The following is a 26,948-nucleotide window of genomic DNA, read 5'->3' on the forward strand; positions in this document are numbered from 1 at the left end:
AATCTCCTTAACTTTTAAAAGAATATAGTTGTCATAAGTAGGAATGATTTATTATGACTTTCACTAAAACACACTTTGTTGGATATCTGGGATTTGTCTCATTAGGCCTTGCAAACACGATAATTGGTCCGGCTATTCCCAGTTTAATAAATGAATTTGGGATGAGCTTCTCGCTTGTAGGGGCTCTTTTTTTTGTACAAGGTGTATTTTATTTTATTTCGGTTTTATCGTCTGGAGTAGCGTCAGATTTTTTTGGTAAGAAACCTTTTCTGCTTATTGGTGCGACCTTGATGGCTTCGGGCTTAATAGCTTTTATTTTGGGGAGAAATGAAATCGCGCTCTTTTTTTCAATAGCACTTATTGGAACAGGAGTGGGAGCCTTAGATGGTGGATTGAATGGTTTGTTTATCGATATATCAGGAGATCAAAAAGGAATTGGTTTAGGGTTACTCCATATGTGCTTTGGAATTGGAGCGTTGAGTGGACCGCTCATTTTTACTTTTGCTTCTGCGTCTTTATTAAATTGGAGACTGGCCTTTCTCTTTACTGCGTGTCTTCCGATTCTATTTTTCCTTTTATTATTTCCCATTCATCTATCAAAAGTGGGTAAAGAAGAAACAATGAGATTTTCAGATGTTACCATGTTATTGAAGAATAGGATTATTATCCAACTCTTATTGCTTCTTTTTGTCTATGTGGGAGCCGAACAAGTAATTGCTGGTTGGCTTCCTACCTATTTAATTAACACACGAAACGTATCTCATTCGATCGGATCGTTTACTCTTTCTTTATTTTTTATCGGTTTAACAATTGGGAGACTTTTAACCGGTTTAATCTCAGATAAGGTGGGTTACTCGAGAACTTTGGTTTTGTTGAGTTTAGGTTCGGCAGTATTTTTTGCACTTGTTTTTACCATTCAAGCAATCAATCCAGTTGTAATAATCTTTATTTTGTTAGGTTTCTTTTTATCTGGGATCTATCCAACCGTTATGGCTCAAGCCGGTTCTATTTTCCCTCAATATAGTGGCACAATCTCGGGCGTTCTAACTGCTGCAGGTGGAATTGGTGGAATGCTCATGCCTCTTGGTATGGGTTTGGTTTCTGAGTATGCCGGTTTACAAGTGGGTCTTTTCGTTCCCCTTATTTCCACAATCATCATGTTTTTCTTGTCAGTCTTATCATTTAACTATTTAAAGAAAAGAATACAGGGTTAATACTCTGGATTGGCTAGGGTTAAGCCATAAATCAGCTGCGTTAAATTGGTTTCTCGGCAGTCTATTTTTTTTACTGGGAGTTGATTTATCAAGCCCGCAGCCATTTTATATAAATTAAATATTTACGATGTATTTTTGCAGATGAGTAGGTGAGTCAGGGTGTATTCAATTTTTGCTTATGAAAACCAACCAGAACTTTGGGTAGAAGCGGCTCGGAATATCGAAAGACGCTATGGAATCACCAAGGCATTGGGCTATGTTATAGGAGAAAAGCTTTATAATCTTCTTATTACGCACAATAACTCACTTTTAAAACTTCAGCAGATTGAAGAGAAAAGAAGACGATCAGATTACAAACCACAACGAAAAGTTCATTCAGTTTTCGGTGATTATGGAATAGATCTGGATCAAGAATACCAGCGGTTAAAAAGAGTGATTGATGAAACCAATCGAGCCAAGCAGGAAATGGTCAAAAGAATTTTAAATGTTTTCGATATAAACCAAATCCATGAATATTTTCAGTCCAATCCTCGTTTAGGAAGCTCTGGTCACATTCTAACAGAGGAGCAGCAACGATTTTGGTGGAAAATGGGAATAGAAGAACACACCCTTGAAGATGAAATACACGATGCATTATTGTTTGGTGAATTGCAACGATTGTTTTTTAAAGAAACTGAATGAATGTTTATTATTGGGAGTGATGAATTTCCGCTTTCTTCTTAGAAAATAACAAATAGAGGATAGTTATTGCAAAAATAGCTATGCAGGTAATAACGGTATACATAACTGCCGGGTATTGATTAGAAAATCCGCTCATTGATGAATGTTTAATGTATATTCCCAAATAAGCCCATATCAAAACGAGACCATAGGCAATGTCTCTATTCTTGAATAAAGTAACTGATCCAATCAGCATCCCGATAATGATAACCAAAACTGCCCAAATTGACTCTGATATTCCGAATCCCTTCCAACCAAAATCAACAAGAAGAGTTGTAGCATTGGCAATAGTTGCTACAGTAATCCAGCCAAAATAAACACTGAAAGGAATCCTGATAAGTATCTTTTCTTTTGATGTAAATTTTTCTTGGCTGGTCATCTGATTAATACGGATTAGACAAATGAGAATAACTACAATCAAAAATAGTGAAAGTGGAATTAAAAAATAATGCCAAGAAAAAATCCATAATACATTGGCAATTGAAGAAACTGTAAACAATATATTTATTTTTTGCAGTAATTCGAATTTGATGGTCTTTTTATCACCTTGAAATAAGCCAATTTGATAAAGTGTGTAAAGTGCCAGCAAGACATAAATCAAACCCCAGATTGAAAAAGTGAGACCTGCTGGAGCAAAAAGATTCGGGTAGGAATCGGATACCTGACCGGTATTTACTCGGTTTATGGGCAGAATATTGGCCAGGGCGTTAGTAATGACCATGAGCAAGTAAGTGATACTTGTAATAATCTTCATTGAATTCCTACTTTGAATGGCTTCCATTTTAAACCCTCCTTACTTTATGTTTTGCTCTATTATTATTTCACATTTTATTAAAATAGGTAAGAGCTTCATGTTCTGTAAAGCATCTGATGGGGGTTAAAAAACCGAGAGGGCGAGGGGGAGAAAATGAGAAGGGAAAAGGTTTCAGGATGACCGATTAAAGGCACACCCCCCTTTATCCCCCCTCAATGGGGGAATTTATAAGATGGTATTTTCAGGATAGACCGTCATGCTGCTTTGCAGCACCAGATGAGAATGAAAATACCTATCTAAATCCGTCATTGCGAGGAGCGTCTTGTGCGACGTGGCAATCTCTACCATCCACTTAGTCATTCTGAGGAGTCCGGTGTTTTTGCCGGACGACGTAAGAATCTCATCATTTAAAGTATTTATGAAGAAAAAACTTAAAAGATGAGATCCTCACGCCCTCAAAAAGCGAGGGCTCAGGATGACCGATTAAAGGCACACCCCCCTTTAACCCCCCTCAATGGGGGAATTTATAAGATGGTATTTACAGGATAGACCTTCATGATGCTTTCGCAGCACCAGATCACAATGAAAAAATTGTATGTCGATCAATTTCCCCCTTTAGAAAAGGGGGTTAGGGGGATCTGATTTTTTTACTGCTCCGTCATTGCGAGGAATCTAACCGTCTTTTGGTTAGACGACGTGGCAATCTCATTTAGTAATAACCAAAAGATGAGATCCTCACGCGGAAATGCACCGCTCAGGATGACGCCTGCAGCATCAGATGAGATCCTTACGCCCTCGAAAAACGAGGGTTCAGAATGGTACCTGCGATTTCAGATGAGGATCAAAGCCCAAGATTCGATATGCCATGGCATATCGCTACATTATATAAACATAGGGTACAATACATTGTACCCTATGTTTATATAATCTTTTGTAGGGGCTTGATTTATCATGCCCGCATGAAATTTTTAAGTTTGATAAAATGAATGTTTTACGAATTCCAACCAAGATCAGTAATAAATTGGAATGAAAAATAATTTCCTGCCTGAAGAGTAAATTCAGCTTTTTAACTCGAGTTTTTAAAGCCTTTCGTTTTTAAGCAAGCATGAAGGTATATAACATAATCCAAAAATATTGAAAATTAAAGCATTTATTGAGCGAAAGTATCAAACACTACGATTTTTTTTGCAGTAGCTTGAACCGGATAGGATTCTAAAACAGGCCCTGTGAATGTCACTTCAACAATCATCCCAGTTTGCAGTTCAATAAATGGAATAGGAATGAATTGACTACTAGAAGAAAGTAGATTGTCAATTTTAAAAATTTGGGTTGAAGAGGTGATTGATATATAAGCTTTATCGTAAGAAGTATCTTCATAGAGAGGGCCTTCCACATATATAGTTCCTAAAATATCAGATTTAACTTGAGTAGGAACAATATTGAGAATAGTTCCACGAATATCAACTTGGTCATCTGAATTGGGTGGGAATTGTTGGTTTGGACAACAACCGGTAAAAAGGAAAATAGAAAAAAATAGTATAATATAAAGAGCAATATGTTTTTTAGAGTTCATAACAAATCCTCCTTAATATTAGCTATGATGGGTTGAAACCCTAAGTTAATTTATTTATCTTTAAGCTATTGCAATGGTTTAAACATACAAATTGATGAATCATTTAAAAAAATATAAGATAATATAAAATTTTGATTAATACTTTGAGCTTTATAGAGCTTGTTATTTAACTTTAACAAATTTCCCCTACAAAGTCTAATCTATTAACTGTGTGTTATTAAATGTTGAAAGAATCTTAGTAAATCTTCTCCTATTTTAATAATTTAGTACTTACTAAAACATATGTTTCTTAACCCTATTGACTAAAAAGTTAAAGAAAGTTATTTTATAAAAAAAGGAGGGAGAATATCATATGGCAAGTTATACCATACGAGAAGCTGCAAAAGCTACTGGTGTATCGGAAGGAACAGTAAGACGCTTAATAAAAATTGGAAAGCTATCGGCTGAAAAAGAAAAGGGTGTATATCGTATTCCCGTAGAGGCTGTACAGAGTTACCTGGCTGATAAGGGTAAAAGCGAGACGAAGGCAGAAGCTCCTAAAGTTATCAAACCAAAACCAGTGGATGACAAGCTATATCAGGAAATGAAAGACCGAATTTCATTTTTAGAAGAAGAATTGAAAAACTGCCGAAGTTTGGTTGAGAAATTAACTTCCAAAGCTTTTCCTGAGGATAAACCACCAGATAATCGTGGTGCCGTAAAAAGGATGGTTGAATGGTTTGTAGGGAAAAAAGAATGAATTGATTTTTTATCCTATTCTAAATAATCCAATCATCGAAAAGAAGTTTCATTTGTTAAACAGAGACAGTTGAATGAATTTTATGGCAATCCACTAGCAGCTATGATTTCCAGGTTTGGAGAGTTAGCGGTTGTGAATTCCATATTATAATCGATTTTGACTCCATACACATATCGTACCGCTGCTACCATTATTTCTGGAATTACACAGGTTGATGCTGTGTATCCCATAATATCATTGTCGCCAATGGTATGGTTATCAAAACCAATTACATGGCCGAATTCATGCAGGTAAACGTTAAATTTGTTGTATAACAAATTTGGATTGGAATTGATGATAACTTTGGTTTCGCGGTTCCAACCATTGATGCAATTTTGGTCAATGGTTAACGCACATACTTCTTCACCTTCATAAAACACTCCGTTTTGATTCAATATATGGACTGGGCTATTAGGATTTTCACTTAGTTGAAAAATAGTCGAACCCCCAATTACTTCGTTCCAAACCTGCAGTACATCCGGTATCCTTTTATAGTTAGTTTCATCGTAAACATCAATGTAGCCATCATTCCACCTGGTTATTTGACCGCAATTATAAAAGTGTTTTTTAACATATTCCAATATTTCTGGCGAAGCATTTTGGGTATTTGGCGGGAACCCAAAGTAGTAAACTGAACAACTGGATAGAGTTGTCAAGAGGGATAATGCCATGATGATAATTAAAATGCACTTGTTTTTCATAAGAACACAACCTTAATAAAGTTTGGATGCTTTTTCCAGAGTGATTATAAAGGTTGATTTAAAGCATTAAGAGAGTTTTGTATGCTGAGAATAGTTAGTAAAAACTTTTTTGTCATAGCCTTCTCCTACCAAGGGAGAAGGAGTATGAAGACATCATTGCAAGGAGCCTCGTGATGTTTCAATCTCATGGGTTATCATCCTGAGGCTTCGTTTTTTGAAACCATGAGGATCTCATCTGACACCACATTCGTCATCCTGAGCGGTGCTTTTCCGCGTGAGGATCTCATTTTTTTCTTTTTTTAATTCAATATTCTTTTTAAGAATGAGACCTTTAGGTCTTTCAGAAAAGAAACACCAGATTGTCGTTTTTATCATCACTTGTTTTTTCTTTTGTTCGACTTACATCTCACTTCTAACGACTCATTGATTAAGATAACTATCTACTCTATTTTATAAAGTAAAGAGAGTATTTTAATAGGACTTTTAGATTGTTTTGATGAGCTTTAAAACCCAAATGATTTTTGTAAAGTCCCAGATTGAAGACTGTAAAAAATGAACCTTAATTAAGTTGATTAGAATTGGTAAAAGTGCTGAAGACGTTTAATGGCATTGGTAATTTCCTGATTACCTAAACGAGATTGTTCAACTGCCCGCTTCATTATTTCTATGGAACGATCATAATTAGGGCGATCAACGGGATAGGGATAACCATCTTTCCCTCCATGGGCAAAGCTGTACCGTGCCGGATCACGGGTACTAATTGGCGTACCATAGAGAAGTTCGGCGATGAGTGCCAAAGCTCGAATAGTTTTGGGTCCAACGCCTTCAATTTCCAATAAACTTTGGAAGTTTTTTGGTTGACGCTCGTAGGTTTTAAGAAGTATTTTATGAAAATAGCGAGGGTTAAGATCTCCAAGAGTAACTGGATGCCGGCGAGTCAAATTACATTCAATTATGTTTTTGGCTTCAGCTTCAATTTTTTCAGGTTTTTCCTTAGAAAGATGAGCAACTGCTCGACGATTCGACTCGGCTTCGCCAGCAACCATATTCAGAAGAATGTTTCCACGGTGGTCAGCACAAACAGCCGCGTGTGGATCGTTAATAAAGGATGAGAGGGTAGGTGAATACCAATGATAGCGACGAGCCCAACCGTTGGTATCATTCATTCCCTGTTGGACGACTGTCCAGTCGCCTTCTTGGTTGAAAAGAAAGGTGTGATGGTATAGCTGGTAGCCGTCTTGTACTGCGGTATTGTCAACTTTTGCTGACAATTTGCTATTATATACTAATATTTCAGCATCGGAAATCAGAGATATTATTTCAGCTGATTGACGAATATCATCAGGAGTACGGCGTGATGCAGCCCCTTTCCCTCCGGCTACTACTAATTTGAGTTCCGATTGGAGTCCTCGTAGCCCCTCTTTAACCGCTCCGCAAACCGTGGTTGTAACACCTGAACTATGCCAGTCAAAGCCCAAAACACAACCGAGGGCTTGAAACCAATAAGGATCGGAAAATTTTTTTAAAGTTTCACGAGTTCCGAATTCATATACCATGAGAGTGATGATTTCCCGAGAAAGTTTCACCATTCTTTGAAATAGCCAGGCTGGGGCTTTCCCTGAGTGAAGCGGTAAATTGGCTACCCCGGTTCGCATAATTTATATAATCTCCCTTCAAAATCCTTGAACTAAAACCTGGAACTAGTAATTATTATATCTTCCTCCTTGCCTCCTCACGTCAAGAGAAAAGAACAATCCAAACTCTTAATAATTATAATCTCAAAATGGTTGAGGGGAGGAATCTGATCCCTTCTCCCTCACTACTATTTGACAGGAAAAGACAAGAAGGAAATATTACCTTTATTACTATTTAATAATTAATTAGTTTTCGAGGCGAGCATTAAGAGTAATTTTGATGTTAGAGAGTAAAACGCTCACCGGGCATCCTTTTTTTGCATCTTCGGCGATAGCCATGAATTTTTCCTGACTTATGTTTGGAACTTTTGCAATACAATCGAGGTGACTAGCGGTGATTTTGAAACCGTCATCAACTTTTTCCAAACTCACTTTTGCTGTAGCCGAAACCCGTTCAGGGGTAAATCCAGCTTCGGCCAGCATATGGGATAAAGCCATGGCGAAACATCCGGAATGGGCAGCAGCAATTAATTCTTCAGGATTGGTGCCTTTGCCATTTTCAAAACGAGAGGCAAAAGAATAATTTCCTTTGAAAGCGCCTCCTCCGAATTCCATGGTTCCCCGTCCATCTTTAAGGTTTCCTTCCCAGATTGCTTGAGCTGTTCTATTTAACATTTTGATCACTCCTTAACTTTAGGTTTTATTAGGTTAAACACTAAAAACTGATGATTATTTCACTCTTTGAAGCTGAAATGAATTTCCAAATTTTATTCATATGAAAATCATTAAAAAAGAAATTTTTTGAAAAAATGAGATAAACAGTAATATTTAGCGATATTCCAAGATCAACTTGTCTAAAACCTGATCATTCTCACCAACATATTTTTGGAATATTTGAGTTAGTCCAGCATTTTCTTGAACTCGCATATTGGTATTATGAGCAGGGTCATCATCATTTTCCCAGGCCTCATTCCACCAGGAAAAACCAATCACTGCTGGCCAGCGATTCAGGCAAAGGTTTTCCAAAGCACCTTTTGTCCATTGAGCTTGGTTACCATGGGGATGCCCAGAAGTCATAGCAAATTCAAGAATTACAATCGGTTTATCTGGAGCAAGTTCAACCAATCGCGGATAGACCGCATCCAATGCTTTTTGAAATATTGGCCAATCATCGGACAGGGGTGTTTGAGCTCCATATATACTTACACCAATCCAATCAATGTAATCATTACCAGGATAATATTTTTCCAAACGATTCCATTCCTCATCAGGTAAGTCTAAGTTGTTGACGTGGTAAACCCAGGTTATGTTGTAGGCTTTTTCATTTCTCATTACGTCGATAATATGACGATAGGCTTGCTTAAATTTCTCAGCTCCCTTCTTTTTTCCATACCATTTAGCATTCCAGGGGAACCACTCACCATTTATTTCGGTTCCATATTCGACGATTAGTGGATCCTGATAATTAAGAGCAGCAATAGCCCAAGCTTGCAGAGTTTCATCAAAGTCCCCTTGAATTATTTTATCGAGGGTATAAACTCTTTCTTTGATATTTTGTTGTGGTTTATAACGAAGCATGAGTCGTATAAAGGGAACCGATCCGTGTTCTTGAATCCAGGAAATAGTATCAACGGGGAAATCCTCACCTTGAGACCATTCGTGAGAAAAATATATCCAGGCCGCTTTTTTCCTCACCGCTGTTTCGTAAAGCTCCAAACTTTTCAGTGTAATAAGATTTTCTTCTCCACTTAAGTCCTCGGGGCCGGGATAGACACCATGATATAAATAGCCTGAAGGGGGAAGACTAATTTTTGCTGGTTTTTGAGCAAATCCTTCGTTAGCGAAGTTGAAGAAAAGAAAAGTAATCAAAAGGAATCCAAGCAAACGGGAATGTTTATAAATCAATCCCATATTTTTGCCCTCCTTTTAAATATGCTCTCACCTTATTCTACTCCCATTAAGAGGAAAAAGACCAAGCGGCTCTATTAAGTATTATTAAACTTTTAATTGAATGAACTCTCATGCCGTAAAACGGCACCAATTGAGGACGAAAAGACCGAGGGGGCGAGGGGAAGAAGGTGAAAAAATCAAAGGAAAATATTAAAGGATGAGATCCTCACGCGGAAAAGCACCGCTCAGGATGACGCCGGCAGCGTCAGATGAGATCTTCACGGCTTCACCAGGTGAAGCCTTAGAATGACTACGGCGGTGTCAGATGAGCATCAAAACCCAGGATTCGACATACTATGGCATATCGCTACATTAGTCGGGTGTAATTTATTACGCCCCTACAGAAAAAAATACTAAAGTAGGGATTTGATTTAATTAGCTCTTGTTTTTGGAAGATAAGAAAAGTGTTTAAGCGGGATTTTTTAGAAGGATGTTTTTTTGTGATACAAGAAAGCACTAAGGGTTAAAAAATACACTCTGATATCTGACTCATTATCTCAATAATGAATATTTACGCAAAGTTTGTGAGCCTTGAATCTCAGTTTATTAATAAGTTGAGAGGTAAAAAATCAGTTCTTCAAAGCTTAATGGATTTAATGAAGGATGAAAAATCTCTTAAATTGATTTATAAATATTCAAAGTTATAGCTATTAATGGAGTAGTCATTTTGAAAAAAATCAATACGATAAACTATCTTCCCGGTATTGTCTCGATCTGGAATCACTTCAAAATCAATGAGATTCATTGCAATAGCATTCGATAAGGCTTCCCCTTTGGTTTTAAAAACCTTATTTTCCAATTTCATTGTCTCTCCCCTCCTTATAATATAGATTAACTGAATGAAATAATATTTCTATAGGAAAGAATTCCCATTTTTTGCTCCTAAGAGACTATTTTTTGAAGTCGAATATGAGGAATAAGACCTAAAAAATAATGGAAAAATGTAGGTTTAGTATATATTTTGTTATTCTAATCTGGAAAATAGAGTGAGAAGTGAGTGGTGAGAGCTTATAATTACCCCTCACCTTCTCCCATCAAGGTATGATCCGGACACATAGGTAACAGAAAGTTCCTGACACATAGGTAACACTTTGTATACTACTGGCATAAGGAGGAATGCCTTATGCCATGGACGGAGGTACACAAAGTGGATCTCAGACAAGAATTGATTTATCGTTATCTCAACAAGGAAAAGGTGACAGATTTGTGTCGAGAATATGGAATCTCTCGAAAAACCGCCTATAAGTTTATTCATCGTTTTCAAGCCTTTGGTTTGGATGGACTTAAAGATCAATCCCGACGTCCTCATCACCTGGCGGGTCAAACTGATGCCCTGACCGAGCAAATGATTCTGGATACCAAATTCAAGCATCCCAGTTGGGGAGCTAAAAAGCTCAAGCCCGCCTTGGAAAGACAGTATCCCGATATTGTCTTTCCAGCAATCAGTACCATCAGTGCCATCTTATCTCGCCATGGACTGGTGAGATCACACCCTCGTCGATTGAGAAGAAGTGTGCCAACCAGTCAACTTCGAACCAGCCATGAACCCAATGAGATCTGGTGTGTCGACTTTAAAGGACAATTTCGAACCCAAGATCGGAAATACTGTTATCCTTTAACCATCACCGATCACTATAGCCGGTATCTCCTTGCCTGTGAAGCTCTTTCCTCTCCCAGCATTCAAGAATCCCTTCCGGTCTTCAAAGAGTGCTTTTCCACATATGGTCTTCCCCAGGTGATCCGCAGTGATAACGGGAGTCCCTTTGCTTCTCTTCACTCTCCCTTTGGACTCACTCAACTCTCGGTGTGGTTAGTGAAACTCGGCATCATCTTAGAGCGCATTGATCCGGGACATCCAGAACAAAATAGCCGTCATGAACGGATGCACCGCACCTTAAAAGAAGAGGCCTGTCAAAAACCAGCCACCAATCTTTTCACCCAACAAGACCGCTTTGAAACCTTTAAAACCATCTATAACACCGTACGACCCCATGAAGCAATCAACCAAGAAACCCCAGCTTCCTGGTACCACAAAAGTGACCGGCCCTATCCAAAAACCTTAAGTGATTGTGAATATCCTCATCATACGCTCACTCGTAAAGTCGATTCCTCAGGACGGATTTCTCTTTATGGCAACCGTCTGATCAGAATCAGTAAAGTCTTTGCTGGTGAACTTCTCGGATTCAAAGACTATACTCATTCCTGGTTAGTTAGTTTCTCTACCTATGATATTGGTATAATTGATAAAAAGACCCTTACTTTTGAATCAACGGAGATTCAAGATGATTAAAAAGTGTTACCTATGTCCTTAGACTAAAGTGTAACCTATGTCCCCGTTCGTACACAAGAGAGAAGGATCTAAGCACCGTCGTGGCGAGGAGTGGAACGACCTGGCAATCTCTTCAATTCAACCAATAAAAAATTTCCTCATTAAGGTTAAATAGATTAAGGAGTAATTGAGGAAACCGGTTTTATATTTCCAGAAATGGTAATTTTAGAAGAGCATAGACCGTTTGCCCCAAGAAATTCTATTGTTAAGTCAATAGGTGTTTCTTCATTTACTTCAGGAGCGATAAAAGAAATTGTAACTTGTCCTGAGATATTGGTTATTGCTGATGATTCGTTCAAATTATCGATATTTGAAGACCAATAAAGGGTTCTGTCGCTGATTGGGTTACCGCAAGTATCCTGAAGGGTTACTGTAAATTGAATATTTTCTCTAGGTTGAGAAGAAAAACTCGAAGGGCTTACAATGATTTCAGTAGAACGAGTCCTACTTGTAATATTCACTATTGCTTTCGCGCTTGTAGGCGGTATTCCAGCATGACCAGGTGAAAAAGCCGTTATGACAGCGGTTTTTATTTGGCTTGATTCGGGAGCTTGGTAAGTGACCTTAGCTTTGCCGTTATTATCTGTTAGATTGGATTTGGTATTCAGCGTTCCATAGTCGGTTGACCAATCCACAGGGCTATTTTGAACAGGTTGACCGTTGTGAAAGGTAAGTTGGGCGGTTATGTCATAGCAAGAACCTGGTTCAATGATAAATTGAGAAGGTTCAAGAGTTATATTTGGGGCTCGTGGATTCCGATCGGCAACATTGAAATGGGTATGGTTTACGAATGAAAGAGGAAAATATCGGTTACTCTGGTGAGGTGATTCGATAAATACTTTTAATTCATTTTCCCCAACTGGTTTTGGGGTGAAAAGGATTATCAATCGTTCAATACCCGTTGGTCCTTTAACTTTTCTATTCAATATTAAATTCGAACCGGCAATGATTTCCTGGTTTTTTACTAACAATAAAACACTTCCATCGGGAGAGTAATCAAAAATATTAATATAACCAGTTTTTCTTGCTCCATAGCGAATTATGATTGGATCATCAATAAAATAAGTTGAATCTTGTCCTCGATCAATCGAAATATTCACCGAATGAGATCGGGGAATAGAAAGATATATATCGGAATTTAAATTAAATTTTGTTTGGGCAAAAATTGATTGAGTGGTTAATAAACAAACCACTAAAGCTACAACCAAAATTCCAGTGAGTAAAATTTTTCTTCTACTCATTGGTACCTCCTTGCTCTTCAAAATTGGATTATAATAAACAGTGATATATAAGCATCCTCATGTTTTTCTATTAAAAGATTACCTCTATCGAAAAAATATCATTATATAAATATACTATAAGTCGTTTTCTTACTTAAAGATCTTTCCCTCCATTATTTTAACTCAATAGCTTAACAATATAAAATTCCTTTTCTCAGAAGCTGGCTTATGGTTTTGGGAAAAAAAGGGAGTAATCCGTACAATTTCTCTTCAGTCAATTTATTCACAGGTTTTAAAATTAGAGTTTAATACGTTTTAGCAATTGAGCATTAATTGAAACTATCACAGTACTCAACGACATGAGTACTGCACCAATTGCCGGAGCCAGGATAATCCCAGCCCAGGCTAAAACTCCTGCAGCAAGCGGAATGGCAATAATGTTATATCCTGCCGCCCACCAAAGGTTTTGGTTCATCTTCCGGTAGGATGCTTTACTGAGGGTTACAATTCGTGGGACATCACGAGGATCAGAGCGAACCAGTACCACGTCACCGGCTTCGACGGCAACGTCAGTTCCAGCACCGATAGCGATTCCGACATCAGCGGTTACCAAAGCTGGCGCATCATTTACGCCATCTCCCACCATGGCAACTCTTTTCCCTTGTTTTTGTAAGTCTTGGACTTTCTTGGCTTTGTCTTCGGGAAGAACTTGGGCAAAAACCAGGTTAATATCTAATTCCTTGGCCACTGTTTCAGCAACCGCCTCGGAATCTCCGGTTAACATCGCTGATTGAATACCCAACTGGTGTAGATTGTGAATAGCCTCATACGATTCGGGACGAATGGCGTCGGCTATGGCAAATACCGCAAGAATTTTTTCTCCTTCAACCAAGTAAATTGCCGCTTGCCCAGATTCACCGAAATGAATAGCTGCCTCATTGAATTCTTTCGGAATATTCAAATTATTATTCTTTAAAAGTGATGGTCCTCCAACCTGAATTTCGCGGCCTTCTACTTGAGCTTGCACCCCCTGTCCTGGAATGGCTCGAAAGTTTTGAGAACGAGGAATTTCAACCCCAATTGCTTCGGCACTTTTTTGAAGAGCTCTGGCAATAGGGTGTTCGGAATCTCTCTCGACTGCTGCCGCAAGGCGCAGAGCTTCTTCGTTGCCTATACTTTTATCGGTTACGGTTTGGACTACCCGATGCTCACCCATTGTTAAAGTACCGGTTTTGTCGAATACCACAATGTCAAGATTTCTGGCTTCTTCTAATCCTCGACGGTCACGAACCAAAAGACCATTGCGAGCTCCCAGAGTTGTGGAAATGGCAATCACCAGTGGGATCGCTAATCCCAGAGCGTGGGGACAAGCAATAACTAACACAGTCACCACGCGAGTAATCGTAAAATCGAGGCTGGTTCCAGAGAGTAGCCAGCCAATGAGGGTGATCAAACCTGATCCAATTGCCACTAAAGTGAGATAAAAAGCTGCCCGATCAGCTAACGCTTGAGCACGAGAACGGGAAGATTGCGCCTGTTCAACAAGCCGCATGATTCCAGCGAGAGTTGTCTTTTCGCCAATTCCAACAACCTTCACCCGAAGAGAGCCTTCACCGTTTACCGTACCGGCGATGACCTTATCGCCTTCCTTTTTTCCGACCGGTTTCGATTCACCGGTAATCATGGCTTCATTGACTGAGCTCTTACCGCTATGTACCATCCCGTCGACAGGGATGCTCGCTCCAGGGCGAATTAATATGAAGTCTCCTTCTTGTAATTGTTCAACTGGTACTTCTTGAGTCGATTCATCATCAGTGAGAAGAACCGCGGTATCCGGTAATAGTTTGGCTAATTCTTGGAGTGCCCCCTGAGCTTGAGAGATTGACCTCATTTCAATCCAGTGCCCGAGAAGCATAATCGTGACCAGGGTTGCCAACTCCCACCAGAGAGTATGCCCTTTCAAACCCAACATCACCGCTATACTGTAAAAAAACGCAACATTGAGAGCCAGCGCAATAAGGGTCATCATTCCCGGGGTCTTCCTTGAGAGCTCACCAAACGCTCCCTGGAGGAACACCCAGCCACCATAGATAAAGACGATGGTTCCAAAAAGAGCAGGAATAAAAGTGGAACCAGGAAAAGAGGGTGATTGATATTTAAACCATTGTTGGATCATTGGATCCCATAGAAGTGCTGGTATGGAAATGATTAGACTTACCCAAAATTTATTCCGAAACATTTTCACATCATGACCAGCATGCTGATTGTGGTTGGTGTGATGAGTAGGAGACGATTGGCTAAATTTTTTATTATTTGGCCATTCTGTTGAAGAAAGATGGTGATTTCTATGGTTCATAGTTAACTCACCTCCAATCACTCATGGTGTGAGATACATCCAGTAGAACTATTTAAATTAAATAACCCAAAATGAGCAGCATTATTCTGATAAAAGTTATAAGCAATTGTTAAATTATATTTTTTTTTACAATATTACATTTAAAAAGTCTTTTGGTTTCATGCTTTTCTTATTAAATGTAATAATGGTTTCGTGATATATATCTCCATTGTTGAAAAACCTTTGTATTGATTAGTGAAAATGGAGTTGGCAATTTTTATCGCCTTAGCAGTTGGTGTTTGTTTAGAACTCATTCTCATGCGCTTACTCCGCTATGGGATGGGTTTGAAAAACATTCCTGGTCAAGTGATGATGGTGATTATTGGAGTTATACTATTTTGAATATTTATGAATCCTGACTTTCTTGCCTCTTGAAAAAAGCCGAAATAGGTAAGTAAAATCCAAGTATAATTAGGGAATTCTATCCTGAAAACCAACGGGCATGATAAATCAGGCCCCTATAAATAATTATAAAATATAGGGGCACAATGAATTGTGCCCATTCTTTAATTAATGTAGCGAGATGCCATGGCATGTCGAGTCTTGGTTTTCATCCTCATCTAATACCACACAACTGGCATGAGGGTCTATCCTGAAAATACCATCTTATAAATTCCCCCATTGAGGGGGGATAAAGGGGGGTGTGCCTTTAATCGGTCATCCTGAGCCCTCGCTTTTTGAGGGCGTGAGGATCTCATCTTTTAAGCTTTTTCTTCATAAATACTTTAAATGATGAGATTCTTACGTCGTCCGGCAAAAACACCGGACTCCTCAGAATGACTAAGTGGATGGTAGAGATTGCCACGTCGCACAAGACGCTCCTCGCAATGACGGATTTAGATAGGTATTTTCATCCTCATCTGGTGCTGCTAGGCAGCATGAGGGTCTATCCTGAAAATACCAGAATGATTTTTTATAGGTAACTCATATTAAGTAACTCACCAGGATCTTATCCTGGGCTCTCACCCTCATCCTCATCTTCTCTCATTTAGGGAGAAGGAACTCTGAATCGTCATTGCGAGGAACGAAGTGACGTGGCAATCTCTCATGCTCAATCTTAGTTAATCCTCTCCCTTTGGATAAAGGGAAATTAAGAGGGATTCAATTAGTTACTAAAAAATTCAAATCCCCCTCACCCCCTTTTCTAAAGGGGGAAACGATTTCTGGGTAAGTATTTTCATCCTCATCTGGTGCTGCTAGGCAGCATGAGGGTCTATCCTGAAAATACCAGAATGATTTTTTATAGGTAACTCATATTAAGTAACTCACCAGGATCTTATCCTGGGCTCTCACCCTCATCCTCATCTTCTCTCATTTAGGGAGAAGGAACTCTGAATCGTCATTGCGAGGAACGAAGTGACGTGGCAATCTCTCATGCTCAATCTTAGTTAATCCTCTCCCTTTGGATAAAGGGGGAGAAGTTGGTTTCTGAGTTTATATTTCTATCCTCATTTGGTGCAAACGAATGGCATGGAAACCTAGAAAAATTCAATTGGAGTATAAACCACTTTTGATTTAAGGTTTCAATTTTTACTGATATAATATTCGATAGAATTGCTTCAATATCTTGGAATAATCAATAATATCGAAGCTTAACCATTGGTCTGTTTCTTTAGCTTTAAAAGCCACGGTTTTTTACCCGGTCATCAAACCAAATAGATAATATCTTCGGATATTGAAAAATATCCATGGACAAAGAAATTAACCAAATTGATGAACTAAATATCTTAATCCAGAAGGTTTCCGAGTAAAGAGAAGTTAGAGCCGTAATACCTTCATCAAGAACTTCTGAAAATATTAGCCCGGATTCACCGTGATAATCCTAATGGGTCAGGTTTAAAGTCAAAATAGTGGTGAATTTACTGATTCATCAATATAGAAATCAGAAGAGGAGAATTCGAAGACTAAGAAGAAGATAAAAATATAAAAAATAATAATATTTTTGACAAGGTAACTATTATTATCTATTGAATTACCAAAGCTTTTTTATTCACTAATTTATAGTTATAAGAATAACTATTTTCTTTTTTCTCTTATTAATTAATTTAAAGGAGGTGATCAGGATGCTCACCGGGATGATGAACGAAATGGAAGAATTGCAACAGAAGATAAATGAGCTATTGGAGCAGAAGAATTTTTTCGAAATAAAAGGCCTTATTAACGATCTCCATCCAGCAGACGTGGCAGAGTTAATGACTTTTTTTGATCGGGATGACCAGGTCGTTCTCTTCCGCTTATTAAAAAAAGATGTGGCAATTGCTGTTTTCGAGCAATTGGACTTTGAGCATCAAGAAAACCTCCTTAATAGTTTCACTGATGATAAAGTTTCTGAAATTTTAAATGTAATGTCACCCGATGACCGAACGGAACTTTTTGATGAGTTGCCGGCTAAGGTGGTCAGAAAATTGCTTTTTCTTTTAAATTCCGATCAACGAGAAATGGCGAGTATTCTCCTCGGTTACCGGGAAAATTCAGCCGGCCGAATTATGAACCCGGGGTATATCGACTTAAAAGAACATTATACAATTGACCAAGCTTTAGAGCGGATACGAAAACTCTCCCCCCCTGAAGATATGATTTATACCGCATACGTGACCGATTATCAGCGACATCTCATTGGTAGTGTTACCCTTCGAGACCTGGTTCTTTCTCCACCAGAGAAAGTGGTGGATGATATCATGGATACCGATATCATTTTTGTGAAAACTGATGATGATCAGGAACTGGTTGCTCGGACCATCCAAAAATATGATTTATTATCTCTGCCGGTGGTTGACCATGAGCAACGTTTAGTGGGAGCTGTTACTGTAGATGATGCTATTGATATCATTGAAGAAGAAGCCACTGAAGATATCCATCGTTTGGCTGCAATTCAAACTCCTGAAGATGAGTATCTCCATTCCAGTGTCGTGCAAAAAGTTCGGGACCGATTATTCTGGTTGGTTGCTTTGCTTCTAGGAGGGATGGTAACCAGCTTTGTTATTCAAAATCAATCGGTACTCATTCAGACAGTCGTATCACTCTCTTTTTTCATACCAGCATTAATTGATACCGGAGGAAATGTTGGAAGTCAATCCACCACAATAATGGTTCGGGGAATTGCTCTCAACGAGGTTGATTCTAGGAATATTTTTAAAATAATCATAATGGAATCGTTAATTGGTAGTCTTTTGGGTGGTATGCTCGGATTAGTTGGCTTTTTTAGAGTAGTTCTTCTACGTGAACCAGTTTTAATTGGTATTATTGTGGGACTGGCAATTTGGGTGGTAGTTTTTATTTCGAACTTATTAGGAATGATTCTTCCTCTTTTACTTAAAAAATTAAAATTTGATCCCGCTTTATCTGCAACACCAGTGATTACTACCATTGTGGATGTAATTGGAGTTTTTCTCTATTTTCAAATCGCTCGAATATTCATGAAGTTTTAACCAGAATAGGTTCTCAAGTTATTAAGGAGCACCAGACGAGGATGAAATTTATTGATCACCTTACATTTATCACAGTATTTTTAAAGTAGTCCTGAACTATAGTTATAGGAGAAAGTCATATTTTGTAAAAAAGAAGTTTTCCAATTCTGGAATATTTATACTTCATTTAGCGTTATTTCATAATATGAAATTTTTTGTGCTAATGAAATTCCCTTTTTTTAGATTTCAATTTCAAATATTATAGAAAGGAGATGAATATTATGGATTTTATAAAAAAGACGAAAGATACCGTTACTGACAAGGCTAAAGACGTAAAAGATGCTGTTAGTGGTGCTGCCAAAGACGCAAAGGATAAAGTTACCGATACCGCTAAAGACGCAAAGGACAAAGTTACTGATGCCGCCAAAGACGCGAAAGATAAAGCGACCGATACGGCCAAAGATGTAAAAGATGCAGTCACTGACAAAGCCAAAGACATCAAGAAAAAACTGCTGTAAGGAATAAAGCAACATTTTTTTAAGAACCAAAAGCACGAACGGACACCTAACGACTGGCTTTTTAAGGTTGATGGCTGGAGAATGAAAAACTTTTTGAACTTACTTAAAAAAACTTAAAATACTCTAATTTAAATTGGAGACGAATGGCCAAGGTGTCCGAGTTTACTACAAAAAGAAATCATCATTGGAAATTATCTTTATGAAATTTTAGTTAATAAAAGCCGCTTGAACTTAAATTTGTAATTCTGCTGTGTACTATTGCCGCTCGAGCATGGAGCATATTAGCCCAATAAGGAGGGATACGATGAAAGTGACCAAACAAAAGATCGTTCCACACCTGTGGTTTGACAGAGAAGCGAAAGAAGCTGCTAAATTCTACTGTTCTGTCTTTCCCGATTCAAAAATAACCAGCATCACGACGCTGCATAACACACCCTCGGGAAACACCGATATCGTGTTGTTTGAATTCTGGGGGTACAAGTTTCAAGCTATTAATGCCGGGCCGCTTTTTAAATTCAACCCCTCGATTTCTTTTATGATTAATTTTGATCCATCACAGGACAAAGAAGCAAGGCAACGTATAGATAAAGTCTGGGCTAGCCTTATGGAAGGCGGCAAAGCATTCATGCCGCTTGATAAATATCCATTCAGTGAACGTTATGGGTGGGTGCAGGACAGATATGGACTTTCCTGGCAGCTTATCTATACCAATCCCGAAGGTGAGGAGCGGCCATTGATCATCCCCTCGCTTTTGTTTGTTGGAGACAGCTATGGCAAGGCTGAAGAGGCATCAGATTTTTATCTTTCAGTATTTAAAAATACCAAGCGCGGCACAATTGCCCGTTATCCTGCTGGCATGGAACCAGACCAAGAAGGAATGGTTATGTTTACTGATTTTAAACTTGAAGGACAATGGTTTGCTGCTATGGATAGCGCACGCGAGCACGGTTATAATTTTAATGAAGCAATTTCGTTTATGGTGTTCTGTGAAGACCAAGAAGAGATTGATTACTATTGGGATAAACTTTCCGCTGTTCCAGAGGCCGAGCAATGTGGCTGGCTTAAAGACAAGTATGGTCTCTCATGGCAGATCGTACCGGCTGTCATGGATAAAATGATGCAAGATCAGGACCCTGAAAAAATTAACCGAGTTACTCAAGCATTTCTCAAGATGAAGAAATTCGATCTCGCTACCCTGCAAAGGGCATATGATGGTAACTAATCAAGAGAAAAGTTATCATGGTTAACAACAACATACAGCGGGCGGAGCTGCTTGCCACCGTTAATGATGAGCGTTAGAAATACCGAGGAAATTTTAGCGATGAGTGGAATAGTTGAATTAGAACAATTGCTATTTTCAATGAACCCCAAACTCATGGACGAAGAGTTCGTGTTTTGTACGGTATCGAATGATGTTTCTGATTATATCGAGCTAAATCCATTAGCAACATTTCGAGAAAACGAAGGTTTAACCTTAGTTTTAACCAAAGAAGCAGCAATTGATGCTGGCTTGTCGTTTGAAAACACCTTCAAACAAATTACTTTGACAGTGCATTCAAGTCTTGATGCAGTAGGTTTAACCGCAGCGGTTGCTTCAAAGTTGGCTTCAAAAGGCATTAGTGCAAATATAATAGCAGCCTATTATCATGATCATATTTTCGTACCAACAGAAAAGGCAGCTCATGCCTTATCTGCTTTAAAAGAGTTCATCAGTGCTTAACTGCTTAACGTGTGATTATTTCTAACAAACTACTCAAGTAGACTGCCAACACCTGCTATTCTTAGTATTTGGCAGTTTGTTGATTTGATGACTTTCCCAAAATTCGTCATGCCATGGCATGCCACTACAATAAATAAAGATCGGGTGCAATTCATTGCACCCCTTCGGTTTTTTAAATATTTTTGTAAGAGCTTGATTTATCATGCCCGTAGGTTTTCAGGATAGACCCTCATGCTGCTTTGCAGCACCAGATGAGGATGAAAATACCTATCTAAATCCGTCATTGCGAGGAATCTAACCGTCTTTTGGTTAGATGACGTGGCAATCTCATTTAGTAATTTTTTTAAAAAATAATTAAAAAACGAGATCCTTCTTCCACAACTTATGTGATTCCCCTTAGCACTTTTTCTTAAATTTACTTTTGCTTTTTAAATGGTACATACTCCCTTCGGGGATCAAGGTTATTTCTTATTGATATTTATACTTCATTTGAAGATATTATCTCTTTTTTTATTTGACTTCCTATGCCTTTTGAGTAGATATTCATAGTACATGCTATGTATATGTATAACCAAACTATCAAACACAACCAAAAAGATGATAACCAAAAGTTATCTTTGTGAGATTCAAGAGTAAAGAACAAAAGGGTAGAACCTATAGGCGAGATAAATCCCAATTTATCAAGAGAAATTCAAAGCAGCCTTCCTAATTTTTCAATATGAATTGTCCAGTTACATATTGCCGGATCAACATTGCAATATGAGTCTGGTATGGAATACCGGATTCAATTGATTTGGCTTTTAATCGAATCAAGTCACTATCTGAAATACGAATATTAATTCTCTTATTCTTTTTCAAAGGGTTTTTTGCCTGCTTGGCATAGTATTTTTTCTAACTATCAAATTCTTTTGCCAAGGTCCATTCTCCATCCTCATAGGATTGAAAAATATCTTCTTCGTATTTTTCCAAATGATCCATGTTTTACCCTCTTTTTAAATAGAATTTGGTTGCCTTCTCTTTTTTAAGTTTTTTAAGACCACAAAATAGTGTGAAGCATGACAATGAAAGAACAATTCGGGTAAATCCATGACTTTTCCTTTGCGAAGATGGTGATAAATCAATTCCTGCCTAAGATCCACTTTATATGCCACCACCCACGGCATACAGAGCATCCCTCCTATCTGAGTCTCATACAAAGTGTTACCTATGAGTCTGGAACTTTTTGTTACCTATGTTTCCAGTTCGTCCCCCCAAGATTAATTTGAGATATAATGCTCGCTATCGAAGAGGTATTCCTGATGAGTATCTCGTGTTCGGTCAGAAATTCCTGGAAATGAGAAAAGCTTGATGGAACATACCGATCTGCATTTTACAGGGTAACGATAGGAGTTTATCAAGATTTTACGTGATTCAATTCGAATGATGGTTTTTAATAGAGGGCATGGGGTATAATAAATTTGGAGGTGCTGGATGTGAGAACTTACCCTGTTATTATTGAGCAGGATGACACTGGCTATGTTGTATCATGTCCTTCTTTTCATGGATGTTATTCTCAAGGAGATACGATAGATGAAGCCCTGAAAAACATAAAAGAAGCAATTGAATTATGCCTTGACGATGAAGAAATTCCAATTGGCAGTGTTATAGTTGGTAATGTGGTGTTAGAAAGATGACTCCTAAGCTCCCGGTAATTTCTGGTAGGGACTGTGTTAAAGCTCTTGAAAAAATTGGTTATAAAGTGGTAAGACAAAGAGGCAGTCATTTAAGACTAAAGGATACGAACGGGAAGCTGCTTCCAGTAACAGTGCCAGACCACAAAGAACTACGTCCGGGGTTAGTTAAAAAGATATTAAACGATGCAAACCTAACTGTGGAAGAATTAATTAAATTATTGTAAGAATTGTAAAAAACCGACTCCGAAGATGATAACTCAAGTTTAATCAAATTATGTTTTGGTTTGCATTCTCAGTGATTTCCTAAAATAACTTTGGGATGAGGCGAACATAACATAGGCTACATGGTACGAACTCCCTTTTGAAAGTTTCCTGAAGCCAGTGATTGCTTTTGCCAAAATGCTCAAAAATTATGCTTATGGTATTTACAATCATTGTCTTTATCCGCTCCATACCAGTCGATTGGAAGGGATCAATAACAAGATTAAGGTGATAAAACGAAGAGTATTTGGTTATCATGATCTTGGATATTTCTCCTTAATCATTCAAGACTCCTTTTCCAGATGCAATTAAATTGGAGAAGAACCTTATTTTTAAAAAAAGGACCAAATCGATCAATCCGTCATTCAGAAGCAACAAAAATTGAGAAAAGAGTTACAATAAGCATTGAAACATTTTGCTGTGGCGCGCCTGGAGGGAATCGAACCCCCAACCTACGGATTAGAAGTCCGTTGCTCTATCCTATTGAGCTACAGGCGCGAGGATGAAACTTTCATTAAGCCAAATTTCCCTCTCTTCATTTTCCCTAACCTCTCCTTTGCCCTCCCAAGAGCAGCGGACTCATGAATTTTTAAGTTGAAAGCAACGGACTCATTTTAAGCCCTTTTCTTCTTTACAAATAATTTCATTTATAGGGTTAACATTAATTGTATGAGCTTCCCTTTTTCTCTGTTGGGCTTTGTTAAATTTGTTTCTTTCCTTAGTCCGTAAGTATCGGCAATTAGGGCAAAATGGTGACCGTTCTCTCCTCTCTGTAGCTATATCATAAGGGGAGAAAAATTCCCCACACATTGGGCATAATTTTAAATCCCCTTTGCTTATAAGATACCAAGCTATGGTTAAATTATCTGGGCAATCAATATAAATAATTCCCCTAGAATTCATTTGAGGATTGGCTCTCCTTAAATATTTATTGGCTAAATCCGGGAGTTTTTTCTTTTTTCCTTCATAACCCTTACGAGCTTTTATGGCCTCATAAAGTTCAAAAAGAATCTTGAAATATTCCATCTCCGACATCCCCCCAGGACGATATTGCAAAAGTTCCTGTGCTTGAGGACTCACTAAGAACAATCTCCGGGGGTTATTCACCATTACCTTTTTTATAAGACTTTTAGCCGCTTTTTCTTCAACCAGCGGAGCATTTGGAGGAGATGGGGCAGGCTCGAAGAGTTTATACAACCTTGATAGACAACAGAAGGTAGCTTCCCGCTCTGTAAGGTAACCCCGGATAGGTTGTATTGCTTCATACATTTCATTTCCCCATCTATTCAATAAGGGTGCAATCCTTCCAAGTGCCTGGGCAAAAGATGAAGTAGAATCCTGGACTTTTTTATAAAAGTCTATTTCATCACTTATCATTCTGGGAATTGTTGAAGGGAAAGAAAATTTTTGAAGATTTTTTTCAACTTTTTCTGATGTCACCATTTTGTCACCGAGTTTAATTTATCTCATTTGCTATTCTACGTCAAGACTTAGAATTGGAAAGGGGGAATATGCTTTGTTGACCGTTTTAAAGCGTAAGAGATTGGCAAGAGGATTGAAAAATATGGATGTTGCGGTAAAAGTTGGCGTAAGCGAAACGTATTATTCAAAAATTGAAAATCTAACGACCCAACCAAATACACAAGTGATTAAGCGGCTTGAAAAGCTTTTTGCTACATCAGCGGATGAGTTGTTTAAAATTGAGGAGTAAAAATGGAAAAACAACAAGAAAATTCCTGGCAGTCACTTTCCCAGCCAAGAGAAGCGGTGGCTACCAGGAAACCAAAAGGAGATTGAAAAATGCAAAACACTCTCAAACCCCAATATGGCTATAGAATTATAGAAAATGGTGATGTTTTATTCAAGCGGTGTTTCGAGTCCCGTCATTTTTTGAGAATACCTGAAGCTATAGCCGTTGACGCTGAAATTTTAAATGAAGCCATAGCCCAGGGAGTTAAATATGTCCAGATTTTTGGAAAGGAATCACAAATGTATTTCACAACATCTATAAAAACATTTAAAGCCCATTGCCTTGAGTTGGATAGAAAATTTGGCTTACAATATGCTCTCATTTTTCGCTACTGGACAAATTCAAGGGATAAAAAGATTCCTCGAAAATTAACTATCATTCAGAATTCTCTCCCTTTTTTCAGTGTGGCAAAATGATATTCAGAGTAGCGAAAAGCCGAGAAATCCCCTATGTGATGTTGAACAAATGTGCCATATATGATAACTCCCTTAGTTTTAAGGCTAAGGGAGTATTGGTGTATCTCCTAAGTCGGCCTGATGACTGGCAAATATATGAAAGCGAGATTGTGAAACATTCAACCGATGGCAAGGCCTCAGTTAGGGCAGGAATCAAGGAATTAATCACTCATGGTTATGTAATACGTCAAAGGAGAAGGACTGAGAAAGGAAAATTTCAGGGTTACATTTACAATGTCTATGAAGTACCTCCTCAAGCCTTGGAAGCAATGGAAGAAAGAAAATATACGAATGATTCAGCCTTGGAAAACAGCGAATATTTTAGTTTTGAAGAAATAAAAGAAATAGCGGAACATTATTGCAAAGCATATCAAGAAAAATTCGGGGAACCTCATCCACCTATTGATGATGAATGGAAAAAAAGATGGGTGAATGAACTGGGCAATTTTTCTGAATTGTGCTCATTATCAGTTGTTGATGTTTTACAAATGATTGATGAGCATTTTGCCCGGGAACTTGGCGAAGGTTATGATTACAACATCCGGCATTTTGCATCAACAGGAATATTGAAAAATTTGGCCTTTCAAATTGGAGTAGATTCGTTCCTAATGGATGTTATTTAATTCGAATACTGTTCAAGGATAGTATCTATGACGATAATATTTCATATTTTTCTTATAATAGAGCGATTTTCACCGAAGTCCGATTTTCCGAAAACGGTTTTTCCGAAAACGGATAATCGGACACTACTAAATAATGATTTAACTAATTATTGAAGGAACTAAATATTTAAAAGGAATGGTGCGCCATTAAAAAGCTGGCGCACTTCCCCCTTTATTTTAAAAACAATATAAAAATTTTTATGGTTTTTAAAAGCAACTATATTGATGATGACGTAAAGATAATGACCCTTCAAAATATCCAAATTGGAAACGAAAATAACCCGGCCATTAATCTGGGCGGGTTTAGTGAGAGTAGCCGAGGGGGAGAACCCGGGATTTTCCATTTATTGGAATTTTTTAAAGATAAAAATGAAAGCGAGTGAAAATAAATGGAACCGAAAAGCGGAAAATTGAACCGAAAAATGGAAACGGCCATTGTGGCCCTCCTCAACCAACCTACCATCACCCTGGCTGCTGAGGACGCCGGAATATCGGAAACCACCCTTTGGCGGTGGTTGCAACGTGGGGATTTTGCCAAAGCCTATAGAGAAGCCCGGAAACAAGCGGTCAACCAGGCCATAGCCCATATTCAAAGAATATCAGGTGAAGCGGTGGACACCCTCCGGGAAGTGATGAACGATGGAAAGAAGGAAACAGCCCGAGTGACAGCAGCCCGGGCCATCTTAGAACTTACCCTCAAGGCTTATGAAATTGAGGACCTCGAGGAACGCTTAGAAGCCCTGGAAGAAAGGATGAGGAACAATGAACACCATTGAGCGAAGACTCAAAAATTTGGAATCTCAAATTCCAATACCCAGAATGAAGAGAGATGATGATTTTGCTGAGGTTATATCCTCAGACCCGGTTTTTCTTGAAATGGCATTTAAAATACGGGAATTTATCCGGAAGAACCCGGGGAAGAAAATTCCTGATGAACTCCCCCAAGACCTTATTGAGGCCTGGGAAAGGGAAACATCAAAAGTATTGATTACTCTCCCAGAGGAAAAAATCAAAGCCCTGGAAGAGGGAGTAGACTAGGAATTATAAGCTTAGAGTGAAGCAGTTAGAAAAAAGAATCAAGTTAAACCAAATTTGCAATCCGGAAATGCTGATATCAGATAACTACCCGGATATTGAAAGTTATAAACAGAAAATTAAAGACCTAAAAGAGCAAAGATAATCCCCAGTTGTGGCGGTTCAATTTATTGACTCTAAGGAAGATGTGAGATAAATC

26 protein-coding genes, 1 tRNA gene and 2 pseudogenes are annotated in these 26,948 nt (G+C 38.3%); 17 read left to right on the forward strand and 12 right to left on the reverse strand.

What is annotated here, in order from left to right:
* Positions 1–53: 53 nt before the first annotated feature.
* Positions 54–1,214 carry an MFS transporter gene (locus RT761_RS06855; protein WP_218113329.1) on the forward strand — a complete coding sequence of 387 codons (1,161 nt, stop codon included), beginning with the start codon at positions 54–56 and terminating at the stop codon, positions 1,212–1,214.
* A 159-nt stretch (positions 1,215–1,373) separates the two neighbouring features.
* Positions 1,374–1,895 (forward strand): hypothetical protein, encoded by a 522-nt coding sequence (locus RT761_RS06860; protein WP_218113330.1) that lies wholly within the window; start codon positions 1,374–1,376, stop codon positions 1,893–1,895.
* 7 nt (positions 1,896–1,902) lie between these two features.
* On the opposite strand, the gene RT761_RS06865 is transcribed toward RT761_RS06860, so the two are convergent.
* Positions 1,903–2,715, reverse strand: a complete 813-nt coding sequence (locus RT761_RS06865; protein WP_218113331.1) for a hypothetical protein — start codon at positions 2,713–2,715, stop codon at positions 1,903–1,905.
* A gap of 1,123 nt (positions 2,716–3,838) precedes the next feature.
* Positions 3,839–4,261 (reverse strand): DUF3221 domain-containing protein, encoded by a 423-nt coding sequence (locus tag RT761_RS06870; protein WP_218113332.1) that lies wholly within the window; start codon positions 4,259–4,261, stop codon positions 3,839–3,841.
* Positions 4,262–4,613: 352 nt separating this feature from the next.
* On the opposite strand from RT761_RS06870, the gene RT761_RS06875 reads away from it, so the two are divergent.
* A complete protein-coding gene (locus RT761_RS06875) occupies positions 4,614–5,000 on the forward strand; it encodes a helix-turn-helix domain-containing protein (protein WP_218113333.1) in 387 nt (128 codons plus the stop codon).
* Between the two features lie 80 nt (positions 5,001–5,080).
* Here RT761_RS06875 and RT761_RS06880 read toward each other — a convergent pair whose 3' ends face one another.
* The 5 genes and pseudogenes from RT761_RS06880 to RT761_RS06900 all read right to left on the reverse strand — a co-directional run bounded on the left by RT761_RS06880 (position 5,081) and on the right by RT761_RS06900 (position 10,129).
* Positions 5,081–5,740, reverse strand: coding sequence for a zinc metalloprotease (locus RT761_RS06880; protein ID WP_218113334.1), 660 nt, complete (start codon positions 5,738–5,740; stop codon positions 5,081–5,083).
* A gap of 572 nt (positions 5,741–6,312) precedes the next feature.
* Positions 6,313–7,374: pseudogene (locus RT761_RS06885) on the reverse strand (DUF763 domain-containing protein); the annotation flags it as partial.
* A gap of 246 nt (positions 7,375–7,620) precedes the next feature.
* Positions 7,621–8,049, reverse strand: coding sequence for an OsmC family protein (locus tag RT761_RS06890; RefSeq protein WP_218113336.1), 429 nt, complete (start codon positions 8,047–8,049; stop codon positions 7,621–7,623).
* Between the two features lie 153 nt (positions 8,050–8,202).
* Positions 8,203–9,285: a glycoside hydrolase family 26 protein gene (locus tag RT761_RS06895; RefSeq protein WP_218113337.1), complete on the reverse strand. Its 1,083-nt coding sequence runs from the start codon at positions 9,283–9,285 to the stop codon at positions 8,203–8,205.
* Positions 9,286–9,949: 664 nt separating this feature from the next.
* Positions 9,950–10,129 (reverse strand): hypothetical protein, encoded by a 180-nt coding sequence (locus tag RT761_RS06900; protein WP_218113338.1) that lies wholly within the window; start codon positions 10,127–10,129, stop codon positions 9,950–9,952.
* Between the two features lie 318 nt (positions 10,130–10,447).
* Between RT761_RS06900 and RT761_RS06905 the strand changes: the two genes are divergently transcribed.
* Complete coding sequence (locus tag RT761_RS06905) at positions 10,448–11,614, forward strand: IS481 family transposase (protein WP_218110800.1); 1,167 nt, start codon at positions 10,448–10,450, stop codon at positions 11,612–11,614.
* A gap of 155 nt (positions 11,615–11,769) precedes the next feature.
* Here the strand turns inward: RT761_RS06905 and RT761_RS06910 are convergent, their stop codons facing one another.
* Positions 11,770–12,894 (reverse strand): Ig-like domain-containing protein, encoded by a 1,125-nt coding sequence (locus RT761_RS06910; RefSeq protein WP_218113339.1) that lies wholly within the window; start codon positions 12,892–12,894, stop codon positions 11,770–11,772.
* A gap of 277 nt (positions 12,895–13,171) precedes the next feature.
* Positions 13,172–15,229, reverse strand: a complete 2,058-nt coding sequence (locus RT761_RS06915; protein ID WP_218113340.1) for a heavy metal translocating P-type ATPase — start codon at positions 15,227–15,229, stop codon at positions 13,172–13,174.
* Between the two features lie 240 nt (positions 15,230–15,469).
* Here RT761_RS06915 and RT761_RS06920 point away from each other — a divergent pair, with 240 nt between their 5' ends.
* The 5 genes from RT761_RS06920 to RT761_RS06940 all read left to right on the forward strand — a co-directional run bounded on the left by RT761_RS06920 (position 15,470) and on the right by RT761_RS06940 (position 20,913).
* Positions 15,470–15,610: a hypothetical protein gene (locus tag RT761_RS06920; protein WP_218113341.1), complete on the forward strand. Its 141-nt coding sequence runs from the start codon at positions 15,470–15,472 to the stop codon at positions 15,608–15,610.
* Between the two features lie 1,721 nt (positions 15,611–17,331).
* Complete coding sequence (gene mgtE / locus RT761_RS06925) at positions 17,332–18,696, forward strand: magnesium transporter (RefSeq protein WP_218113342.1); 1,365 nt, start codon at positions 17,332–17,334, stop codon at positions 18,694–18,696.
* 260 nt (positions 18,697–18,956) lie between these two features.
* Positions 18,957–19,193, forward strand: a complete 237-nt coding sequence (locus RT761_RS06930; RefSeq protein WP_218113343.1) for a hypothetical protein — start codon at positions 18,957–18,959, stop codon at positions 19,191–19,193.
* A gap of 304 nt (positions 19,194–19,497) precedes the next feature.
* Positions 19,498–20,415, forward strand: a complete 918-nt coding sequence (locus RT761_RS06935; protein WP_218113344.1) for a VOC family protein — start codon at positions 19,498–19,500, stop codon at positions 20,413–20,415.
* Positions 20,416–20,514: 99 nt separating this feature from the next.
* Positions 20,515–20,913 carry an ACT domain-containing protein gene (locus tag RT761_RS06940; protein ID WP_343073776.1) on the forward strand — a complete coding sequence of 133 codons (399 nt, stop codon included), beginning with the start codon at positions 20,515–20,517 and terminating at the stop codon, positions 20,911–20,913.
* 705 nt (positions 20,914–21,618) lie between these two features.
* Here the strand turns inward: RT761_RS06940 and RT761_RS06945 are convergent.
* Positions 21,619–21,771: a hypothetical protein gene (locus RT761_RS06945; protein WP_218113346.1), complete on the reverse strand. Its 153-nt coding sequence runs from the start codon at positions 21,769–21,771 to the stop codon at positions 21,619–21,621.
* A gap of 614 nt (positions 21,772–22,385) precedes the next feature.
* Between RT761_RS06945 and RT761_RS06950 the strand changes: the two genes are divergently transcribed.
* From RT761_RS06950 to RT761_RS06960, 3 genes and pseudogenes are all read left to right on the forward strand, one after another.
* On the forward strand, positions 22,386–22,586 hold the full coding sequence (locus tag RT761_RS06950; protein WP_218113347.1) for a type II toxin-antitoxin system HicB family antitoxin: 201 nt from the start codon (positions 22,386–22,388) through the stop codon (positions 22,584–22,586).
* Entirely contained in the window at positions 22,583–22,810 is a 228-nt protein-coding gene (locus RT761_RS06955; protein WP_218113348.1) for a type II toxin-antitoxin system HicA family toxin, read from the forward strand. Before RT761_RS06950 ends, RT761_RS06955 begins: the two co-directional genes overlap by 4 nt.
* A gap of 130 nt (positions 22,811–22,940) precedes the next feature.
* Positions 22,941–23,159: pseudogene (locus tag RT761_RS06960) on the forward strand (transposase); the annotation flags it as partial.
* A gap of 109 nt (positions 23,160–23,268) precedes the next feature.
* Here the strand turns inward: RT761_RS06960 and RT761_RS06965 are convergent.
* Together RT761_RS06965 and RT761_RS06970 are read right to left on the reverse strand one after the other, a co-directional pair.
* Positions 23,269–23,345, reverse strand: a tRNA-Arg gene (locus RT761_RS06965).
* A gap of 111 nt (positions 23,346–23,456) precedes the next feature.
* The gene (locus tag RT761_RS06970) at positions 23,457–24,290 is read right to left on the reverse strand and encodes a hypothetical protein (protein WP_218113350.1); all 834 of its coding nucleotides are present in this window, start codon (positions 24,288–24,290) and stop codon (positions 23,457–23,459) included.
* A gap of 73 nt (positions 24,291–24,363) precedes the next feature.
* Between RT761_RS06970 and RT761_RS06975 the strand changes: the two genes are divergently transcribed.
* The 5 genes from RT761_RS06975 to RT761_RS06995 all read left to right on the forward strand — a co-directional run bounded on the left by RT761_RS06975 (position 24,364) and on the right by RT761_RS06995 (position 26,752).
* Complete coding sequence (locus RT761_RS06975) at positions 24,364–24,558, forward strand: helix-turn-helix domain-containing protein (RefSeq protein WP_218113351.1); 195 nt, start codon at positions 24,364–24,366, stop codon at positions 24,556–24,558.
* Positions 24,559–24,647: 89 nt separating this feature from the next.
* On the forward strand, positions 24,648–25,013 hold the full coding sequence (locus tag RT761_RS06980; RefSeq protein WP_218113352.1) for a hypothetical protein: 366 nt from the start codon (positions 24,648–24,650) through the stop codon (positions 25,011–25,013).
* Complete coding sequence (locus RT761_RS06985) at positions 25,010–25,675, forward strand: helix-turn-helix domain-containing protein (protein ID WP_218113353.1); 666 nt, start codon at positions 25,010–25,012, stop codon at positions 25,673–25,675. Before RT761_RS06980 ends, RT761_RS06985 begins: the two co-directional genes overlap by 4 nt.
* Positions 25,676–26,103: 428 nt before the next feature.
* Positions 26,104–26,490, forward strand: coding sequence for a transposase family protein (locus RT761_RS06990; protein WP_218113354.1), 387 nt, complete (start codon positions 26,104–26,106; stop codon positions 26,488–26,490).
* Positions 26,477–26,752: a hypothetical protein gene (locus RT761_RS06995; protein ID WP_218113355.1), complete on the forward strand. Its 276-nt coding sequence runs from the start codon at positions 26,477–26,479 to the stop codon at positions 26,750–26,752. Before RT761_RS06990 ends, RT761_RS06995 begins: the two co-directional genes overlap by 14 nt.
* Positions 26,753–26,948: the final 196 nt, after the last annotated feature.

This window comes from Atribacter laminatus (assembly GCF_015775515.1).
Classification (GTDB): Bacteria; Atribacterota; Atribacteria; order Atribacterales; family Atribacteraceae; genus Atribacter; species Atribacter laminatus.

Excerpts from the sequence above, each read along its gene's own strand:
- RT761_RS06940 (WP_343073776.1), top strand. The coding sequence starts at position 20,515 with ATGAGTGGAATAGTTGAATTAGAACAATTGCTATTTTCAATGAACCCC.
- RT761_RS06915 (WP_218113340.1), bottom strand. The coding sequence starts at position 15,229 with ATGAACCATAGAAATCACCATCTTTCTTCAACAGAATGGCCAAATAAT.
- RT761_RS06935 (WP_218113344.1), top strand. The coding sequence starts at position 19,498 with ATGAAAGTGACCAAACAAAAGATCGTTCCACACCTGTGGTTTGACAGA.
- RT761_RS06890 (WP_218113336.1), bottom strand. The coding sequence starts at position 8,049 with ATGTTAAATAGAACAGCTCAAGCAATCTGGGAAGGAAACCTTAAAGAT.
- mgtE (WP_218113342.1), top strand. The coding sequence starts at position 17,332 with ATGCTCACCGGGATGATGAACGAAATGGAAGAATTGCAACAGAAGATA.
- RT761_RS06910 (WP_218113339.1), bottom strand. The coding sequence starts at position 12,894 with ATGAGTAGAAGAAAAATTTTACTCACTGGAATTTTGGTTGTAGCTTTA.
- RT761_RS06880 (WP_218113334.1), bottom strand. The coding sequence starts at position 5,740 with ATGAAAAACAAGTGCATTTTAATTATCATCATGGCATTATCCCTCTTG.
- RT761_RS06995 (WP_218113355.1), top strand. The coding sequence starts at position 26,477 with ATGAACACCATTGAGCGAAGACTCAAAAATTTGGAATCTCAAATTCCA.
- RT761_RS06980 (WP_218113352.1), top strand. The coding sequence starts at position 24,648 with ATGCAAAACACTCTCAAACCCCAATATGGCTATAGAATTATAGAAAAT.
- RT761_RS06970 (WP_218113350.1), bottom strand. The coding sequence starts at position 24,290 with ATGGTGACATCAGAAAAAGTTGAAAAAAATCTTCAAAAATTTTCTTTC.
- RT761_RS06895 (WP_218113337.1), bottom strand. The coding sequence starts at position 9,285 with ATGGGATTGATTTATAAACATTCCCGTTTGCTTGGATTCCTTTTGATT.
- RT761_RS06905 (WP_218110800.1), top strand. The coding sequence starts at position 10,448 with ATGCCATGGACGGAGGTACACAAAGTGGATCTCAGACAAGAATTGATT.
- RT761_RS06985 (WP_218113353.1), top strand. The coding sequence starts at position 25,010 with ATGATATTCAGAGTAGCGAAAAGCCGAGAAATCCCCTATGTGATGTTG.
- RT761_RS06865 (WP_218113331.1), bottom strand. The coding sequence starts at position 2,715 with ATGGAAGCCATTCAAAGTAGGAATTCAATGAAGATTATTACAAGTATC.
- RT761_RS06990 (WP_218113354.1), top strand. The coding sequence starts at position 26,104 with ATGGAACCGAAAAGCGGAAAATTGAACCGAAAAATGGAAACGGCCATT.
- RT761_RS06920 (WP_218113341.1), top strand. The coding sequence starts at position 15,470 with ATGGAGTTGGCAATTTTTATCGCCTTAGCAGTTGGTGTTTGTTTAGAA.
- RT761_RS06930 (WP_218113343.1), top strand. The coding sequence starts at position 18,957 with ATGGATTTTATAAAAAAGACGAAAGATACCGTTACTGACAAGGCTAAA.
- RT761_RS06870 (WP_218113332.1), bottom strand. The coding sequence starts at position 4,261 with ATGAACTCTAAAAAACATATTGCTCTTTATATTATACTATTTTTTTCT.
- RT761_RS06875 (WP_218113333.1), top strand. The coding sequence starts at position 4,614 with ATGGCAAGTTATACCATACGAGAAGCTGCAAAAGCTACTGGTGTATCG.
- RT761_RS06955 (WP_218113348.1), top strand. The coding sequence starts at position 22,583 with ATGACTCCTAAGCTCCCGGTAATTTCTGGTAGGGACTGTGTTAAAGCT.
- RT761_RS06855 (WP_218113329.1), top strand. The coding sequence starts at position 54 with ATGACTTTCACTAAAACACACTTTGTTGGATATCTGGGATTTGTCTCA.
- RT761_RS06900 (WP_218113338.1), bottom strand. The coding sequence starts at position 10,129 with ATGAAATTGGAAAATAAGGTTTTTAAAACCAAAGGGGAAGCCTTATCG.